Raw genomic sequence first — 17,620 nt, 5'->3', positions numbered from 1 at the left:
AGATCGCTTTCTTTCCTGAACCATCAGCAGCAATCGCTGTGATCGTCGCTCTACCGCCTCTTACTGCTGTGACCCTGCCTGATACGCTTACCTTTGCGATCTTGGAATTGCTGCTTTTCCAGATAACCTTCTTATTGCTGGTTGTGTTAGGACCTACTGTCGCCTTTATCACTGCCGACCTGCCCTTCTTGATCGTCAGCGCAGATTTGTTCACCTTGACTCTTGTGGCCGGCTGTCCGACTGTGACCTTCACCACCTTCTTGATCTTCGCATTTGACTTGAGAGAGATCGTGATATTTGCACTACCCTTTTTCACTGCTTTTATCTTACCTGTAGAAGATACTGTCACGATCTTTTTATTGCTTGTTGAGAATTTCAGATTGCCTGAAGTCGTATTTGTCTTCAGTGTAAATGTTTTCCTCGCCTTGAGTGTAAGAGTATTACTTGGAAGATTCTTCACCGTGATACTCTTGACGGTTGATGTGGCCGCCGCATTTACCGGAATGCTGACACCTGTAAATGTCAATGCAAATGCAAGGATCACCGCAATGACCGCCATAAACCTGTTACTTCTTTTCATAAAGTTCCTCCTTTTTCCTTAAAACATAACCTTCCCTTTTTAATACACCATATCACAATTATGAATTATACGCATTTTTTTGTCAATCTCGCAAAATTCCCTATTATTTTGTATAAAAAGGCGAAAAGCCGGATATACAATCCACTTATTGTATCCCCGGCCTCTCGTCTTATTCCATTATCTGTCACTCATCATCACACATCCTGTATCCCACGCCCAGCTCATTGATGATAAAACTCTTCTTGCCCGGCTTCACTCCGAACTTCTTTCTTATATTCGCCATATTGACCTGAAGTCTCTTGGTGCTTCCCATGTCATTGTAGCCCCAGACCTCCTTGACTATAAAACTGTATGTAAGCATCTTGCCCGGATGTCTGGACAGAAGATCGACTATGTTGTACTCAGTCTGAGTCAGCTTGATCTCCTCATCCCCTATGAACACTCGTCTGGCCTCATAGTCTATGAGCAGATCCCCAGTCTGGAATTTCCCTGTCGGCAGTTCACTGTCATGTGCCTGGTAAAGCACTGTGCGGAGTGCAGATCTGACCCTGGCAACCAGCTCCTCCGAACCAAATGGTTTTGTAACATAATCATTTGCACCCAGATTGAGAGCCTCCACCTTATCCTTCTCATCAGATCTCGCCGAGAGAACTATGACCGGCGTGAAATCCGTCTTTCTTATCTCTGTGAGGAACGATATACCATCCTTATCCGGGAGTCCGAGATCAAGTATAACTATGTCAGGCCTATGAGACGCATACATCATAAGTCCACTCCCGCAGGATGTGGCTATGATCGTCTGATAACCATTTGCCTGCATCAGGGTATCCAGCAGGTTGTTGATATTTTGTTCATCTTCTATTATCAAGACTTTGTATTTGTTATTGCTCATCCGTAACCTCCTCTATCTTCAGTGTAAACCTGAATACTGCACCACCTTCCGCGGAATTGTATGCACTTATATCTCCTCCATGTGCTTTTATGATGGTCGCACATACCGACAGACCTATTCCGGCATTTCTTCTCGGCCTGCAGTCCGCGGACACCTCATCAGAGCTGTCCCCCAGAAGGCTTCCATCAAACAGGTGCTTCAACCTATCCTCCGGTATTCCATCGCCATCATCCTGTACCTCAAACACAACCCTGTCGCCATCGCATTTCACATTCAATGCCAGATTCTTCATTCCCTCTGCATGCTGTACTGCATTCTCAAGGATATTGATGATAACCTGCTCTATGAGAATTGCATCCATTGGTATGATGACCAGCTCATCGGGCAGCTCGACTTCTACCTCCTGATCAGGATATCTCTTTGCAAATTTGATAAGCACCGAATCTATCAGCTCATCCAGGGCTATCGGGGTCTTTATGAGATTAATGTCTCCGTCCAGCCTCGTTACGGACAGCAGATTCTCAACCATACGATAAAGCCACTGGGAATCCTGTTGTATTCCCCTGAGCATCTTCTCCTTCTGCTCATCCGTAAATTCGCTGCCACTCTCTATAAGTGCCGAGCTGGCCCCGTAAATGGTGGTAAGCGGAGTTCGAAAATCATGCGACACTGCACGCAGCAGGTTCGCCCTCATTTTCTCCATCTCACTTTCTTTCTTGAGCATTTCCTGATGCTTTATCTTACTTGTAAAACCACAGGTGATAAACGCTATGGCTATCATGATTATCGCCGATGTGATATTTTCAGGTATCAGGAAATCTATCTTGAAATACGGAAATGTAAATGCAAAATTCACTATTATCACACTGACTACAGATGCCAGTATTCCATACACATATCCGTCAGTGAACACCGATATCAAAAATACCGAAAACACCATGACGGCCGGTATCAATATGTCTGTAGTAAATGTTGTCTTTATTATCAGACACAATCCAACCCCTATGGCTATCATCACCAGCATCAACAGCACATTTTTTATAATGTCCTTACATTTACACCCCTTATTTTTTTTGCTTTTTTGTATATTTATTTTTTTCATATGTATCAATCCCTTTTGGATTATTTTAAAGAAAGCGCCACCAGTACACCTTATGTCACAAACGACATAGATCTTACCAGCGGCGCCCGCTTTCACACATTCAAGTGAAGTATATCATGCCTATAGTTAAGATGCAGATAAAGAATATCTACGATATGTGGAGCAGACGCATTCCGATGCGCTTCGCGCAGCGCCCGCATTATCATAAGGAATCCACCCTTATGATATATTCTTCAGTGCTTCCTCAAGGGTGTGCCATCCGAGAACCGCACACTTTACTCTGGCCGGCATGTGCGCTATATCCTTGAGCGCTGATGCCTCCTCAAGCTGGTCTATCTCCTCGTCTGTAGCCTCTCCCTGTATCATCTTCAGAAAGAGCTGTCCAAGCTTCAAGGCCTCCTCCTTGGTCTTTCCTATGATCATTCCAAGCATTATATCTGCCGACGCCTGGGATATAGCACATCCATCTCCCACGAATGATCCATCCTCGATGACTCCGTTCTCAACCTTCAGTTTAAGCCAGATGTCATCACCGCAGTTGGGATTTACACCCTCCAGCACAACATTTGCTGCAGGAAGATCATATTTGAATTCAGGTCTCATATTGTGCTCTGTAAGGATCTCATTATAAAAATTCCTGTTTTGAATATTATTCTGCATATCCCATTCTCCTTCTCACATTTGTGACGCTCTCCACAAATGCATCTACCTCTTCATCTGTATTGTAGAACATAAAGCTTGCCCTTGTCGTGTTGTACACGCCCAGATGTACAAGCAGTGGCTGTGCGCAGTGATGTCCCGCTCTCACATCTATTCCATCCGCAGCCATGATCTCGCTGACATCGTGTGGGTGTACATTGTCTATGGTGAACGCTACTATTCCGGTGTGGTTCTCCGGCTTATCTGAACCGATGACATGTACGTGAGGAAGCTTTGCAAGTCCCTCCATAGCACGGGTCGTGAGCTCCAGCTCTCTCTTTTCTATATAGTCAAATCCAACCTCTTTGATGTAGCCTATAGCAGCCGCAAGTCCCGCAGCTCCTGCCGCATTGACTGTACCTGCCTCAAACTTGTGAGGCAATTCCGCGTATACCGCACCATCTCTTGAAACCGAATCTATCATCTCTCCGCCTGACATGAATGGAGGCATCGCGTCAAGCAGTTCCTGTCTTCCGTATAACACGCCTATTCCCATAGGTCCCATGAGCTTGTGGCCTGAGAATGCAAAGAAGTCCGCTCCCAGCTCATGCACATCTATAGCCATATGCGGTGTACTCTGTGCGCCGTCGACAACGACAACCGCGCCAAAGCTGTGTGCTCTGTCAGCCATCTTTCTGACCGGATTCACACATCCGAGGACATTTGACACATGTCCGACAGCAAGCAGCTTTGTGTGCTCGTTGATTCCCGCATTGATGGTCTCGTCAGTCAGCGTTCCATCCTTCTCGCAGTCGAGATATCTGAGAGTTGCACCTGTGACTCTGGCTGCCATCTGCCATGGAAGCATGTTGCTGTGGTGCTCCATGATCGTAACTGCTATCTCGTCACCAGCCTTAAGGTTATTCAGCGCGTAGCTGTATGCCACAAGGTTAAGGCTCTCTGTGGTATTCCTGGTGAAGATTATCTCCTTCTCAGAGTCAGCGTGAATGAAGTCCCTGACTACCTTTCTGGCACTCTCATACTTCTCTGTCGCCTCAAGGCTGAGCGGATAGAATCCTCTGAGTGGATTCGCATTGCTCTTCTCGTAGAACTCTCTCTCAGCGTCTATGACCACCTGTGGCTTCTGCGCTGTGGCCGCATTGTCTATATAAGCTGTGTCATTGTTTCTCAACAGAGGAAAATCCTCTCTATAATTCCTGTCTGTCATATTCCATTACCTCCGCAAGCTGCTTCTCCACCAGCTTCTCTGTGTCCTCGTCCTGGATCTTGCGGTAGAGGACCTCCATCTTGCCCTTGGTCATCATGTCCTCGGCTGTCTCCATATCGATTCCCCTTGACGCGAAGTAAAATAAAGTATCCTCGTCAAGCTCACCGATGGTCGCTCCATGTGATCCCTCCACATTTTCCTCTGCACAGAGGATAAGCGGTATAGTCTTGTTCACCACATCATCGCCGAGCAGCAGTACATTCTCAGTCTCAGCGCCCTTCGAATCCGATGAACCTGTCTTGAAATCTATCGAACCTCTGAATATCTTCTCCGCAGCATCCTTAAGCGTTCCATCCACCTGTATGTTGCAATTGGTCTTCTTGCCTATATGGTTCACGACAAGATTTATATCTATCACCTGTTTTTTCTGTCCCAGATAACCTATATCCATGTTGGTTGAAGCACGCTTACCAATGAGCTCAGTTCTCACGCCGTTGTACAGATTGCCCTTGCCGATAAATATCTGAAGCACATCTAGCTGGCCATTCTCCGCACACTCACTTCCCACGTCGTTGAGTATGGTCGTGTTCTCATCCTGCATAAATATCTGTACAAGACGTATGTGTGCATCCTTCTCTATATTAAAACGCGTACGGAATGCCAGGCTGCCGCCCTCCGCATTCTCGCCAAATGTCTCTATGACTGTCATGTCTGAACCTGCATCTGCCTGCACGTAAGCATAACCGCTGCTGCCATTTGCCCCGGTTCCATTTATCAGCACGTGTACAGTCTGCCCTTTATTGGTCTCGTCCGCAACGAGTACACTTCCTGCTGCCTGCTGTGCGAAGAGTACGTCCGCATCTCTTCCTGCACCAGTCTCTATTCCATCGAAATCAGAAGCCTGCTTATCAGCTTTCTTGCCGCCATCTATCTTCACACTGCATCCCGCCATGTCCGGATTCCAGTTAAGTGCTGTGTCGTTCATGCGAAGCCAGTACCATGTCTTTGCCGGGAGCTTGTTGATCTTCATCTCGTTATTGTTCTCCATGTCACCGCACCTCCTTAACCTATGCTGCCCTTCATCTCAAGACGGATGAGGTTGTTCATCTCAAGAGCATACTCAAGCGGCAGCTCCTTCGATACATTATCTGCAAATCCACTGACGATACATGCTCTCGCGTCTTCTTCACTCATTCCTCTGGACATCAGGTAGAACACAGCCTCGTCACTGATGCTTCCTATCTGTGCCTCATGTCCCACATTTACCTTCTTGGTTCTGATATCCATGGCCGGTATGGTGTCCGAACGTGATATCGAATCAAGCATAAGTGACTGGCAGGAAACTGCTGCCTTGGAGTTCTCAGCCTCCTTTGTCACTACAACTGATGAACGGAATGTGCTTATACCCCCGTCCTTGGAGATAGACTTTGTGTTGATATATGAGCTTGTGTCAGGTGCCGCATGAACTACCTTCGCTCCTGTGTCAAGGTTCTGTCCCTTACCAGCAAATGTAACTCCGGTGAACTCCATCCTGGCGCCCTTGCCCTTGAGCACGCTCATCGGGTAAAGGTATGACACATGTGATCCAAATGAACCCGATACCCACTCGATGGTTCCACCCTCTTCAACTCGAGCTCTCTTGGTGTTCAGGTTGTACATGTTCTTGGACCAGTTCTCTATGGTTGAATATCTGAGCTTTGCGTTCTTGCCGACAAACAACTCCACACAGCCTGCGTGAAGGTTCGCCACATTGTACTTCGGTGCCGAACATCCCTCTATAAAGTGGAGGTCTGCTCCCTCATCTACTATGATGAGTGTGTGCTCAAACTGACCCGCGCCCGCTGCATTAAGTCTGAAGTATGACTGAAGTGGGATCTCAACCTTTACTCCAGGTGGCACATATACAAATGAACCGCCTGACCACACAGCTCCGTGAAGTGCTGCAAATTTGTGATCATGAGGGGTGACAAGCTTCATGAAATGCTTCTGCACCATGTCTGCATACTCACCTGTGAGTGCACTCTCCATATCAGTGTACACAACTCCCATGTCCGCAACCTCCTGGCGGACATTGTGATATACGAGTTCTGAATCGTACTGTGCACCAACTCCCGCAAGGGATTTTCTCTCAGCCTGAGGGATTCCAAGTCTCTCAAATGTATCCTTGATATCCTCAGGGACTTCATCCCAGCTGCCCTTCATCTTGGTATTTGGTCTTACGTAAGTAACTATATTGTCAATATCCAGTCCCTCGATGGATGGGCCCCAGTCAGGCACCTGCATATTGTTGTATATCTGTAAAGACTCAAGTCTGAAATTCTGCATCCATGCCGGATCATGTTTCTCCTTTGAAAGCTGCTCAACTATCTCAGGTGTGAGACCAGCTTTAAGCTTATAGGCATCTTTGTCATCATACTTGAAGTCATATATATTTCTGTCTATGTCCTCTACATATGTCTTTTCCTTCATCTTCTATATCCTTTCATACTCTGCAAATCCAGACTCGTTGATCTTGTCCACAAGTGATGCGTCACCAGTCTCTATGATCTTGCCCTCAACCATGACATGTGTGTAGTCAACGGTGAGTGACTCAAGGATCTTGGTGCTGTGTGTGATGATAAGCAGACTTCCCTTGCAGTTCTTCTGGTATTCCTCGATACCTGCTGATACTGTACGGACTGCATCAACGTCAAGTCCTGAATCTGTCTCGTCAAGGATTGCCAGTGATGGCTTGAGCATCAGAAGCTGAAGTATCTCTGCCTTCTTCTTCTCACCACCTGAAAATCCCACATTCAGGTCTCTCTCCGCATAAGATGGATCCATCTGAAGGATCTCCATGGTTCTCTCAAGCTCCTTCTTGAAATCCCAGAGACGGATTCTCTTGCCGGTCTTCTGCTCAAGGGCATTTCTTATAAATGAGCTGAGTGTCACACCAGGCACCTCTAGAGGATTCTGGAATGAGAGGAATATTCCTGCCTTTGCACGCTCATTGACAGCCTCTTCTGTGATGTTCTTACCATCAAACCATATCTCGCCCTCTCTGACTGTATATCTAGGATTTCCCATAAGTGCATATCCAAGGGTTGACTTTCCGGTTCCATTAGGTCCCATAAGTACATGTGTCTCGCCCTTGCCGATCTCCAGGTTCACACCGTGAAGGATCTGTTTATCCTCAACATCAACATGTAAATTCTTAACTTCCAATAATTTTTTATCTGACATCAGTCTGCCTCCTTTTATACCAAGCCCGGCAATTGCTTTATCACTTCTATATCCGGCGATTCAATTGTCCCGCTTTAATTATCTTTTTGCTTGTATCAAATTACTCTGCTCATTCCACATTTCTGGCTATATCCGCCAGTGTCTTACCCTGGAAATAATCCTGTATCAACTCCGCCAGTCCCTGCCATATCGGCAAAGTGTAGCACTGTCCGGATCTGTCACAGGTCATTGCGCTGTTCTTCATGCATGCCACCGGAGCAAGTCCACCTTCCGTGAGTTCAAGTATCTCCCACAGTGTATATTCCTCAGGAGCCTTTTTGAGTCTGTAGCCTCCGCCATGTCCGCTGGCTGCCTCTATCAGATTTGCCTTGGACAGCATGCGCATTATACTCTCCAGATACTTCTGGGACAGTTCCTCTTTCTGAACTATTTCTTTTAACGGAATGAATCTGCCGTCGTGGTTTATGGCAAGGTCTGCCATGACCCTCAGGGCATATTCTCCCTTTGAAGAAATCACCATATCTGTAAATCCTCCTTACATATGAGTGTGATCACATTCCAGCCGCAAATACACGGTCATTCCAGTCATCACCCTCATCCGCCATTTTTTGGCGTAATAAGTCAATATCTGACTCGCAAAAATAGGATATTCCCATTTACCTACTATGTCAATAGGTTAATACACAAAAAATAATAGAAGGTGTGGCAGCCTTCCATTATTTTTCATTATTTTGTCTATTTCAAGCATTTTATATAATTTATCCGTGCAGCAGTCTACTCATGATATGTTATTATCAGCCCGTCTTTTCCCATATAATAGCTGCACAGCCCGCTTGCAGGTACGACGCTCACATCCGTGTCGAGCCATTCAGCCTTGATAAGATGCCCCAGCTTTTCTGCTCCCTCCTCATTCATACAGTGGCTTATGACCAGCTCTCCCCCTGCAAATCCCGTCTCCCGGAGAGTATCTATCAGCTTATCATATGTCTTCTTCATACCTCTGAATTTGTGTCTGAGTTCAATTCGTCCACCAGGTGATGCCACACCTATTGCGGATATATTGAATCTATGAGCCGCATAACCCACAAGCTTATTTAATCTGCCCGCCTTTATCAGGTTGTCCAGACTCCCCAAGGCAAACATTACCTGCGTCTCCCTCACTGCTTTGTCGGCAGCACTTACTATGGCATCAAATGAATCACCTTCATGAATACCTTCATATATTATATTTGTCAGCTGTTCCGGGAGCCCCCCGGCACCACATGTGTTTATCACCGCAATATTCCTGTCCGGATATTTCTCAAGCGCCATATGTCTTGCAGCTATGGCGCTGTTGTAACTTCCCGACAATGCAGCTGACAACGTAAATGCGATAACATTTTCCGCATCCCCCCACGCCTCAAGCCACGCATGGGGTGAAGGGCAGCTAGTTCTTCCGCCTGACCGGCAATTTGCAATATGTTCAAGCATCTTCTCTATATCTATACCCGGTTCGTCTATATAATCTGTGTTATCAACAGATATTACAAACGGAACCTCAGCATAATCTATATCTATATCTATTCCAGCCAGTCCATCCGATCCATCCGGCACAAGCAGACTGCAGCCGGAATCCGAAACCAGTTTCCATCCATGATCATTTCTTTTCATCTCAACAACACCTCCATGCACAATATGCATCACACAAGTATTATTAGATATTTTTCTGTATTTATACATTTTAGACATTTTTTCTGGGAGCATAGATTTTACAAAAAAAGGTATGATCAAGCTGCACTCAACGCAACCTGATCATACCTTTTATTTATTATATAAATTATCAATTCTTAACCTTAACAACATCCTTCTTCCTGTACTTCTTCACCTCATACAGCTTCTCATCTGCCATAGTCATGGCATTCTGAAGACCTTTCTTGTTATATTCTACGATCTGACAGTTTCCAAGCGATACACTCACTTTATAAGGCTTATCACAGTGCTCATTAAACTTCTCAAATGAACTGTATACTTCCTCAGCAAATGCATCTGCAGCGTCAGAGTCCTTAAGGCCGAGTACAAGACAGCAATACTCGTCTCCACCTATTCTGCCTACGATTCCATTATCGCCTACAGATTTGATCAGAATATCTCCTATGGTTTTAAGAGAGAAATCACCCTCATCATGTCCATATCTGTCATTGATGATCTTGAGACTGTTCATATCAGCGTAGAATACCGTAGCCGTCCTTTTCTGCTCCTCACATTCCTTGAGCAGCTGTAATGATCTGTCAAAGAAACCTCGTCTGTTCATGATTCCTGTCAGAGGATCCTGTTTTGACAGATTGTCAAGCATAATGTTGTTTTTTTGCAGGATCGCCATACTCTCCTCAAGGCGCTTCATGATCTCCTCGTTCGTCTTGAGCAGATTGATCATCTTGACAGCAGCTGAGACCTGGTTTCCAAGAAACTCCCCATTCACCAGAACTCCTTCCGTGAGATCACACAGAAGAACTCCATAGAGTATTTCGTTGGAATACAGCGGCAAGAGTACATATATTCCAGCTCCTTCCACACCGAGGCTCTCAAAATCATAGAGATTTGATGATGACACCTTCTGGTTCACAGTGATCACACTGCTGACCTTCTCTTTAAGATCCTTAGTCTTGAGATATAACTGGTCAGGCAATTCAAATGGCTCACCGATCAGATGTATTATTGGCTCTTTATATAAGAATATAAATGCATTCTCTATGTCCAGCCAGTCCATGGTGCCAAGAATCTCTCCATAACTTCTGTCGTTGCCTCTGTCAAAGCTCAAGACCTTCTGGATAAATGTCTTCATCTTGAACTGAGTCTTATTCCGCTCTTCCCACTGCTCTGAGAGCATATGGTTCATTGAGAGATATCCCTCAATGACATTCTTACTACGTTTTCTTGATCCGCCTTTTTTACAGAATGAATCTCTTCTGATAAACTCAGTAGGAAGTATCTTACTCTCAACCTGCTTGCCATCAATGAGCCTGACCATAAGATTTACAGCCTCTGAGCCAAGTTTTCCCGCGTCTGCACGCACAGTCGAGAGCGTCGGATATATCTGTGTAGCCCACTCAATATCATCGTAACCCATGACTGATATATCTCTCCCCGGCAGAATGCCCCTCACCTTAAGTTCTTCATAAAAACCAGATGCACAGGAATCATTCACACAGAACACTCCCTGCATGTCCGGATTCCTGTCCAGAATATCTCTGAAAACCTCTTTTGATTCCGATGTAAGATTGCCCTCCACATAAAGTCCCGGATCAAACTCTATTCCATGAGCCTCAAGCACCTCAATGTAGGTTCTCCTTCTCTCCTTTGCATCATAATTGGAGTCCGGACCGCCTATCATGCCTATTCTTGTATAACCAAGTTCCTCGATCATGTAATTGAGTCCTTCTCTTATGCCTGCTCCATTGTCATATCTGACACAAATCTGATCCGGCTCATCTGCAGCCACTATCACGCACGGCATCTGCAGATATCTTTTCATAAATTCGCTGATACGCTCCTTGGTTGCAAAGCAGCCAATACAACTCGATGCAACAATAACGCCGTCCAGATTCTCCTTTGTAGCATAGGAAAACAGTGTCTGATACTGATATTCATAATATATATCTGACGTTTCTGGGTATTCCCGGTCAAGAAACTTACCCGGAATAACAACTATATTGACATCAAGCGTCTTTGCTCTCTCTATAACCCCATGACAGAGCAGCCTCGTAAAATCATCCGTGATTCCACCTACCAGAACACCTATCGTCTTTCTCTTCATAACTATCCCCCTTGACATTCTCTTCCAAAGGCAGGATCTTACTTGCTGACTGTGGATGCTACGATCTCCATATTGCCCTCAAACACTGGGTTGCTGTATCCGTTTGGCAGGATAAAGTGATCACCCTTCTTTATAGCGTTTCCATCCACTGTTCCACTTCCCGCAACTACAGACATGATAAGGAATGGCTTGTCGCCCACATTCAGCTCTGCCTTTCCCTCAACATCCAGCTTGTATACTGTGTAATACTTACAGCTTATAAGCTCACAGAGTTCATTTGCCTTATCTGCCTTGACACTTATAACGCTGTCCTCAACCGGCTTTGCAGGAACTGTTATAACATCTATGCTCTGCTTTACGTGAAGATCTCTAGGCTTTCCATTGCTCAGTCTGTCATAATCATAAACTCTGTATGTGATGTCACTGTTCTGCTGTGTCTCAAGAAGTGTGATTCCTCCTTTGATCGCGTGTACTGTACCGGGATCTATCTGAATGAAATCCCCCTTCTTAACAGGGATCTCTCTGATAAACTCCTTCCATTTCTTACCTTCGATCATATCACATAATTCTTCCTTTGTCCTTGCATTATGACCGATTACAAGTGTTGAATCTTCCTTGCAGTCAAGAATATACCAGCACTCCATCTTACCAAATGAACCATTCTCATGTTCTGCTGCGTATGCATCGTCCGGATGCACCTGAATACTCAGATCATCTTTTGCATCGATTATCTTTATAAGCAGTGGGAATCTGACACCATCTATGCCGCCAAACAGCTCTCTGTGGCTGTCCCATAAGTCGGCAAGCGTATGACCTGCAAACTCGCCATTTTTCACTGTACAGTTGCCATTCTCATGTGCCGCAACTCCCCAGCACTCGCCTATATCATCGCCCTCAACATCATATCCATATTCTTCTCTGAGCTTTGTACCGCCCCAGATATTGTGCGTAAACACGGGATTTAAAAAAAGTATTTCCTTGTTCATTGTCATTTTCCTCCTTTTGACGTACGGCAATTGTGTGCATATCCGTACGGTGTACACATCCGACTTGTCTGGCTCGGAACGCTCCCGCTCGTTTCGCCCTGCAGCGGATACTAAGATGCCGCTAACGCGCCATCTAAGTACCGGCGGGCTCAAATGTCCGAACCATGACAATGTCGAATATGTACACCTGTTACTGATTACACCATTCCCCAATTGCCTGTTCTATATAAGACGGTGAAGAAATCACATTTTTACATTGACCATGACTTCTTCACTCGTCATTTCCATGATAATGTATGTCACTGTTATTTTATTGCATCTGTTGCCTTTTTTTCTACATATTACAGTCTTTTTTCTGCCTTTTTAGTTTTTATGATTGCCAAAACCCTCAGAATCAAATTCAGCCCGGCTTACTGCCAGGCTGTCATAGTCTAAAAGTTTTGGCAATCACCTGCCATTACATTTCTTTTTAGAGGGGCCCCGAAGGCGGCGGGCACCGCCTTGGGAAATGAGAAAAAAATAATACAATTGCCGCGTATGAGTAGGGGCTCATAGCGATCTATAACTAACTATCTTCTACCGATCTCGGTATCAGAAGTTGTTACCACACTGTGTGACTTGATATAATCTACGATCTCATCAAGCTTTGTGAATGCAAGGCCAACATAGCTGTCAGCTGCACCGTAGTAAATGGCGATCTTTCCAGACTCGCTGTCGTGAATAGTAGCACATGGGAAGCATACATTAGGAACAAATCCACGCTCCTCGTACCACTCTTCTGGTGTGAGAAGGAAGTTCTCACAACGATACTTAACGATCGATGGGTTGTCGATATCAAGGATTGCTCCACCGATTGAGTATACATAACCATTACACGTTCCTGATACTCCGTGGTAGAATAACAGCCATCCTTCAGAAGTCTCGATAGGGGCTGCACCGCCGCCAATCTTGAGTGACTCCCACCACTCGCTGCTCTTGCCCATGACATGTCTGTGCTTACCCCAGTAAACCATATCAGGACTCTCACTTACGAATATATCACCAAATGGTGTGTGTCCACTGTCACTTGGACGTGACAGCATCACGAAATTACCGTTGATCTTTCTTGGGAAGAGAACTGCATTTCTGTTAAATGGAAGGAATGGGTTCTCGATTCTCACAAATGTCTTGAGATCCTTTGACTTTGCTATACCTATCGCTGCGCCATAGAAATCCTGGCACCAGATCGCATAGTATGTATCCTCTACCTTTACAAGTCTTGGATCATATGCGTATATAGGCATGAACTCTTCACCGTTCTCATCAACAAACTTGATCTTCTCCTCGCTGATATTCCAGTGGATAGCATCCTCGCTCTCTCCGAGGTAGATGTATGGAATTCCATTTACCTGCTCGCCTCTAAATACTCCGACAAATTTTCCCTCAAATGGAACTACCGCACTGTTGAATATTCTTGCAACACCCTTTGCCGGGTTTCTTCCTATTATAGGATTCTCTGTATATCTCCAGATTGGAGCGTCATGATTGTCATTTGCCGGTCTGTCCTGCCATGGCACGTTTGGCACAGGCTCGCTGAACATTTTTACTTCTGACATAAGTACCTCTTTCTTCCAGCATCTTAGCCGGATTTTTTATTTTATTATCACGTTATATGGTATCTGCACAGGCAAAGGGCATACTAACCAACGTGCTGTTTCATCTGGCAGCCCATATATTATACTTTCTTACTTGTCTGTATTCTTAAGAAACTCCAGGTTCTTCTTGATAAGCTCACATCTCTGTGCTACGCACTCTACACTTCTTCCCGGATCAGATGGTGTGTTGAATACATAATCGATAAGTCTGTCAACTGTTGTTGTTGCAACATGCATTCTTGTATCGCTTGATGCGTAGTAGATGAACACCTCGTTGTTCTCGTTTACGATGGCGCCATTTGTGAATACAACGTTTGATACATCGCCGACTCTCTCCTCACCACGAGGTCCGATGAGCATTCCTGATGGCTCAGCGATAACCTTTGAAGGATCATTGAGGTCTGTTGCAAATGCGTAGAGTACATATCTAAGACCGGCAGCTGTGTTTCTCACACCATGTGCGATGTGGATCCAGCCCTTGTCTGTCTTTATAGGAGGTGCACCTGCACCGTTCTTTGCCTCTGTTATAGTGTGGTACTTACGAAGACTTGTCATCTTCTCCTCGTCTATAACCGCATGCTCTATATCATCACAGAGACCGAATCCTATTCCGCTGCCGCTTCCTGTCTCGATGAAATCATCCATTGGACGTGTATAGAATGCGTACTTGCCATCCACAAATTCAGGGTGAAGTACAACATTTCTCTGCTGTGGGGAACGAAGAGTCTTGAGGTTGTCAAGGCGCTCCCAGTGCTTTAAATCCTTTGTTCTCACGATACCTGCTGCTGCAACTGCTGCTGAGAGGTCATTTACAGTTGTATCCTTGCTCTCTGAACAGAACACACCGTAGATCCATCCATCCTCGTGCTGTGTCAGTCTCATATCATATACATTTGTTTCCTCAGGACATACATCATCCAGAAGGATTGGATAATCCCAGAAACGGAATCCATCGATACCGTTGTCACTCTCAGCTACGCCGAAGAATGACTTTCTGTCATTTCCCTCTATTCTTGCGACAAGATAATACTTGCCGTTCAGGTAGATAGCACCTGAGTTCATGACAGCGTTAACTCCGAGACGCTCAATGAAGTATGGATTTGTCTCAGGGTTTAAGTCATATCTCCATGTGAGAGGTATCATCTCTCTTGTGAGTACAGGGTACTCATATCTGTCATAGATTCCATTATAGAAATCTGTCTTCTTATTCTTTCTCTCAAGAAGCTTGTTCAGTTTGTCAAGCTCTACATAATATTTCTCATTCATCATTTAGGCATTCTCCTTATAATTTGAAAGCAATTGAACGCTATCTACTTGCCGTCAGCGAGTCTGCTCATAATCTCAAGGCACATTCTGCCGTTGTGGTATGGGCACTTCCATGGCTCAACTATAGGACGTCCGACTCTCGGTGTTCCATCTGCATTCAGATCCCAGAACCACTCTGATCCCGGTCTCTTGTCGATAAAATATTCCTTTATGTACTCCCAGACTTTCTCGGCAGCCTCGTAATACTTTTTATCACCCGACTTTTGATAAGCATTTATAAATCCTACTATTGATTCCGCCTGAACCCACCATACTCTTACCGTGTATGGCACGCCCTTTTCACATTCTGTCAGAACTGAATGTCCATCGAAAGCAAGCTCATATATCTGCTCTGCAAGGATATCTGTTATCTTTGTAATCTTCTCTGTGTACTCTGCCTCTCCAAGCACCTCGGTCGCTCTATCCAGGAGCCACGATGTCTCAATGTCATGTCCGTATGAGTACAGATCGATCAGAGAGTTATAATCCTTATCAAAGAACACTTCCTGTCTCTTAAGCTCCGGATTGTATACCTTATCAGCAAATACATCGAGCAGCCATTTCAGGCGCTCCTTTACCTTGGAATCCTTGGATACCTTATAAAGTTCTGTGTAAGCCTCAAGTGCATGGAGCAGTGTGTTCATTGTTCTCTCTGCGAGAACACCATTCTCAGAAAGCTTATCATTTGACTCTGGCTTGAACTCTCTTGTAAATGCCTCGAGATAGCCACCTTCGTCAGTACATTTCTCTTCTATTGTATGGAAAAGCTGCAGGGCCAGGTCCAAAGCTTCCGAATCGCCGGAAGCTTCGTAATAGGCGGATAAGGCATATATGCTAAATGCCTGATTGTAGGTGTGTTTTGTCGTATCTTTGGGTGAACCATCGTAATTCATGGACCAATATATTCCGCCATATTCCCTGTCTATACAATATTCTTTCAGAAATTCATATCCATGAGCAGCCTCATCTAGAAGCTTCGGGTCCTTGAGTGCCTTATACGCACTTGCGAAGAACCAGGTAATTCTACTGTTAAGAATACAACCCTTCTCAGCCTTTTTATCAAGGTTGAGGTCATAATCCATATACCCATAAAATCCGCCGTACTCATCATCCCTCAGGGCCTCCCAAAATGGGATGATAGCATCTATTAATTCTTTTTGAATTTCATTTCTCATATTCATGAACTCTCTTCTTCTAATAAATTATTAACCCTTTACAGCACCCTGTGTAATACCACTGTAGATCTGTTTCTGACAGCAGATGAATACTATAAGTGCCGGTATGATCGATATGATAACACCTGCACATATCAGGTTGTACTGGCTGCCCATAGGTCCTACGAACTTGTAAAGTGAGATAGCCATTGTCTTGATCTCCGGGCTTATGAGGTAAAGGTTTGCAGCGTAGTACTCGTTATAGATTACAACGCCTTTCAGTATACAAGCAGTAACGATAGCCGGCTTGAGAAGTGGAAGTATGATCTTCCAGTAGATGGTCCAGTATGATGCACCATCCACGATAGCTGACTCGTCAAGAGATACTGATATGTTCTCCATAAACTGTATAAAGATGTAGATCGAGATAACATCTGTACCACAGCTCATGATGATGTAACCATATAAGTGATCTATGAATCTCAGATCACCCATGATGTTGTAGACTGTAACCTGCATAGCAACTGCAGGGAGCAATGATGCCACAAGGAAAAGTGTTCTGATAAAGCCGTTTCCCGGGAACTTGAATCTGTTAAGCACATATGCAAGCTGTGTTCCTATTACAACTGACACGATAAGTACGCATACCATGACTATTACTGAGTTGAGGAATGCACGTCCCATGTTGGCAGTCGTGAATGCCTTTACAAAATTGCTGAAGTTCAAAAAGCTTTCAGGAAGTTCCATTACTGAAGTAGCCTTATACTCATCTGTTGTCTTGAAGGCTGTTGTAACACATGATATAAGAGGTACAACCGCACACAGTGAGAAGAATATGAGTACAAAGTACTTGAGGAAACCTCTTACATAATATCCAACGGTTCGTTTTTCTTTTATTGGTGCTATGCCTGGCACATCTGTCTTTTCTCTTGCCATGTTACTTGCCCCCTTCGCAGAAGCAGCCATCTGCTTCACGTATTTCTTGGTATCTCTCTCCTGTTTCTTGCGAAGCTTCTTTGCCTTATAACTCTCATCATCTGAGCTTGAATCCTTGAAGATGTACTCAAAGAACAGCTTCTGAAGCG

At 44.9% G+C, this 17,620-nt stretch carries 16 protein-coding genes; all 16 read right to left on the bottom strand.

Translation table 11 applies throughout. From position 1 onward, the window contains the following. Positions 1-580 (bottom strand): Ig-like domain-containing protein (locus CCU_RS11025; protein ID WP_208896181.1); only part of this gene is annotated, 580 nt, incomplete at its 3' end. A gap of 184 nt (positions 581-764) precedes the next feature. Continuing rightward, positions 765-1,472: a response regulator transcription factor gene (locus tag CCU_RS11020; protein WP_015534713.1), complete on the bottom strand. Its 708-nt coding sequence runs from the start codon at positions 1,470-1,472 to the stop codon at positions 765-767. Further along, on the bottom strand, positions 1,462-2,574 hold the full coding sequence (locus tag CCU_RS11015) for a sensor histidine kinase (protein WP_243440890.1): 1,113 nt from the start codon (positions 2,572-2,574) through the stop codon (positions 1,462-1,464). Before CCU_RS11015 ends, CCU_RS11020 begins: the two co-directional genes overlap by 11 nt. Positions 2,575-2,793: 219 nt before the next feature. Continuing rightward, complete coding sequence (sufU, locus tag CCU_RS11010) at positions 2,794-3,234, bottom strand: Fe-S cluster assembly sulfur transfer protein SufU (RefSeq protein WP_004851759.1); 441 nt, start codon at positions 3,232-3,234, stop codon at positions 2,794-2,796. After that, positions 3,224-4,441, bottom strand: a complete 1,218-nt coding sequence (locus CCU_RS11005) for an aminotransferase class V-fold PLP-dependent enzyme (protein ID WP_015534711.1) — start codon at positions 4,439-4,441, stop codon at positions 3,224-3,226. The genes sufU and CCU_RS11005 overlap by 11 nt, the downstream gene beginning before the upstream one ends. Continuing rightward, a complete protein-coding gene (locus CCU_RS11000; protein WP_015534710.1) occupies positions 4,422-5,489 on the bottom strand; it encodes a SufB/SufD family protein in 1,068 nt (355 codons plus the stop codon). The genes CCU_RS11005 and CCU_RS11000 overlap by 20 nt, the downstream gene beginning before the upstream one ends. 14 nt (positions 5,490-5,503) lie before the next feature. Beyond that, positions 5,504-6,910, bottom strand: coding sequence for a Fe-S cluster assembly protein SufB (gene sufB, locus CCU_RS10995; protein WP_004851766.1), 1,407 nt, complete (start codon positions 6,908-6,910; stop codon positions 5,504-5,506). 3 nt (positions 6,911-6,913) lie between these two features. Next, positions 6,914-7,663, bottom strand: coding sequence for a Fe-S cluster assembly ATPase SufC (gene sufC, locus CCU_RS10990; protein WP_004851768.1), 750 nt, complete (start codon positions 7,661-7,663; stop codon positions 6,914-6,916). A 109-nt stretch (positions 7,664-7,772) separates the two neighbouring features. Then, positions 7,773-8,183: an RrF2 family transcriptional regulator gene (locus tag CCU_RS10985; protein ID WP_015534709.1), complete on the bottom strand. Its 411-nt coding sequence runs from the start codon at positions 8,181-8,183 to the stop codon at positions 7,773-7,775. Positions 8,184-8,437: 254 nt separating this feature from the next. Further along, positions 8,438-9,313 carry a DegV family protein gene (locus CCU_RS10980; RefSeq protein WP_015534708.1) on the bottom strand — a complete coding sequence of 292 codons (876 nt, stop codon included), beginning with the start codon at positions 9,311-9,313 and terminating at the stop codon, positions 8,438-8,440. 169 nt (positions 9,314-9,482) lie between these two features. After that, positions 9,483-11,456, bottom strand: coding sequence for a GGDEF domain-containing protein (locus CCU_RS10975; RefSeq protein WP_015534707.1), 1,974 nt, complete (start codon positions 11,454-11,456; stop codon positions 9,483-9,485). Positions 11,457-11,494: 38 nt separating this feature from the next. Further along, on the bottom strand, positions 11,495-12,442 hold the full coding sequence (locus tag CCU_RS10970) for a type I phosphomannose isomerase catalytic subunit (protein ID WP_015534706.1): 948 nt from the start codon (positions 12,440-12,442) through the stop codon (positions 11,495-11,497). Between the two features lie 569 nt (positions 12,443-13,011). After that, the gene (locus CCU_RS10965; protein ID WP_004851781.1) at positions 13,012-14,037 is read right to left on the bottom strand and encodes a glycoside hydrolase family 130 protein; all 1,026 of its coding nucleotides are present in this window, start codon (positions 14,035-14,037) and stop codon (positions 13,012-13,014) included. A 129-nt stretch (positions 14,038-14,166) separates the two neighbouring features. Beyond that, on the bottom strand, positions 14,167-15,345 hold the full coding sequence (locus CCU_RS10960) for a glycoside hydrolase family 130 protein (RefSeq protein ID WP_015534705.1): 1,179 nt from the start codon (positions 15,343-15,345) through the stop codon (positions 14,167-14,169). A 41-nt stretch (positions 15,346-15,386) separates the two neighbouring features. Continuing rightward, positions 15,387-16,562 (bottom strand): AGE family epimerase/isomerase, encoded by a 1,176-nt coding sequence (locus tag CCU_RS10955; RefSeq protein WP_015534704.1) that lies wholly within the window; start codon positions 16,560-16,562, stop codon positions 15,387-15,389. Positions 16,563-16,586: 24 nt separating this feature from the next. Then, positions 16,587-17,471 carry a carbohydrate ABC transporter permease gene (locus CCU_RS10950; protein WP_243440931.1) on the bottom strand — a complete coding sequence of 295 codons (885 nt, stop codon included), beginning with the start codon at positions 17,469-17,471 and terminating at the stop codon, positions 16,587-16,589. Between the last annotated feature and the right edge of the window lie 149 nt (positions 17,472-17,620).

It is taken from the genome of Coprococcus sp. ART55/1, from assembly GCF_000210595.1.
GTDB classification, from domain to species: domain Bacteria; phylum Bacillota; class Clostridia; order Lachnospirales; family Lachnospiraceae; genus Coprococcus; species Coprococcus aceti.
Note: the sequence above shows the minus strand (reverse complement) of the source record. Positions and strands in the feature narration are given on the sequence as shown.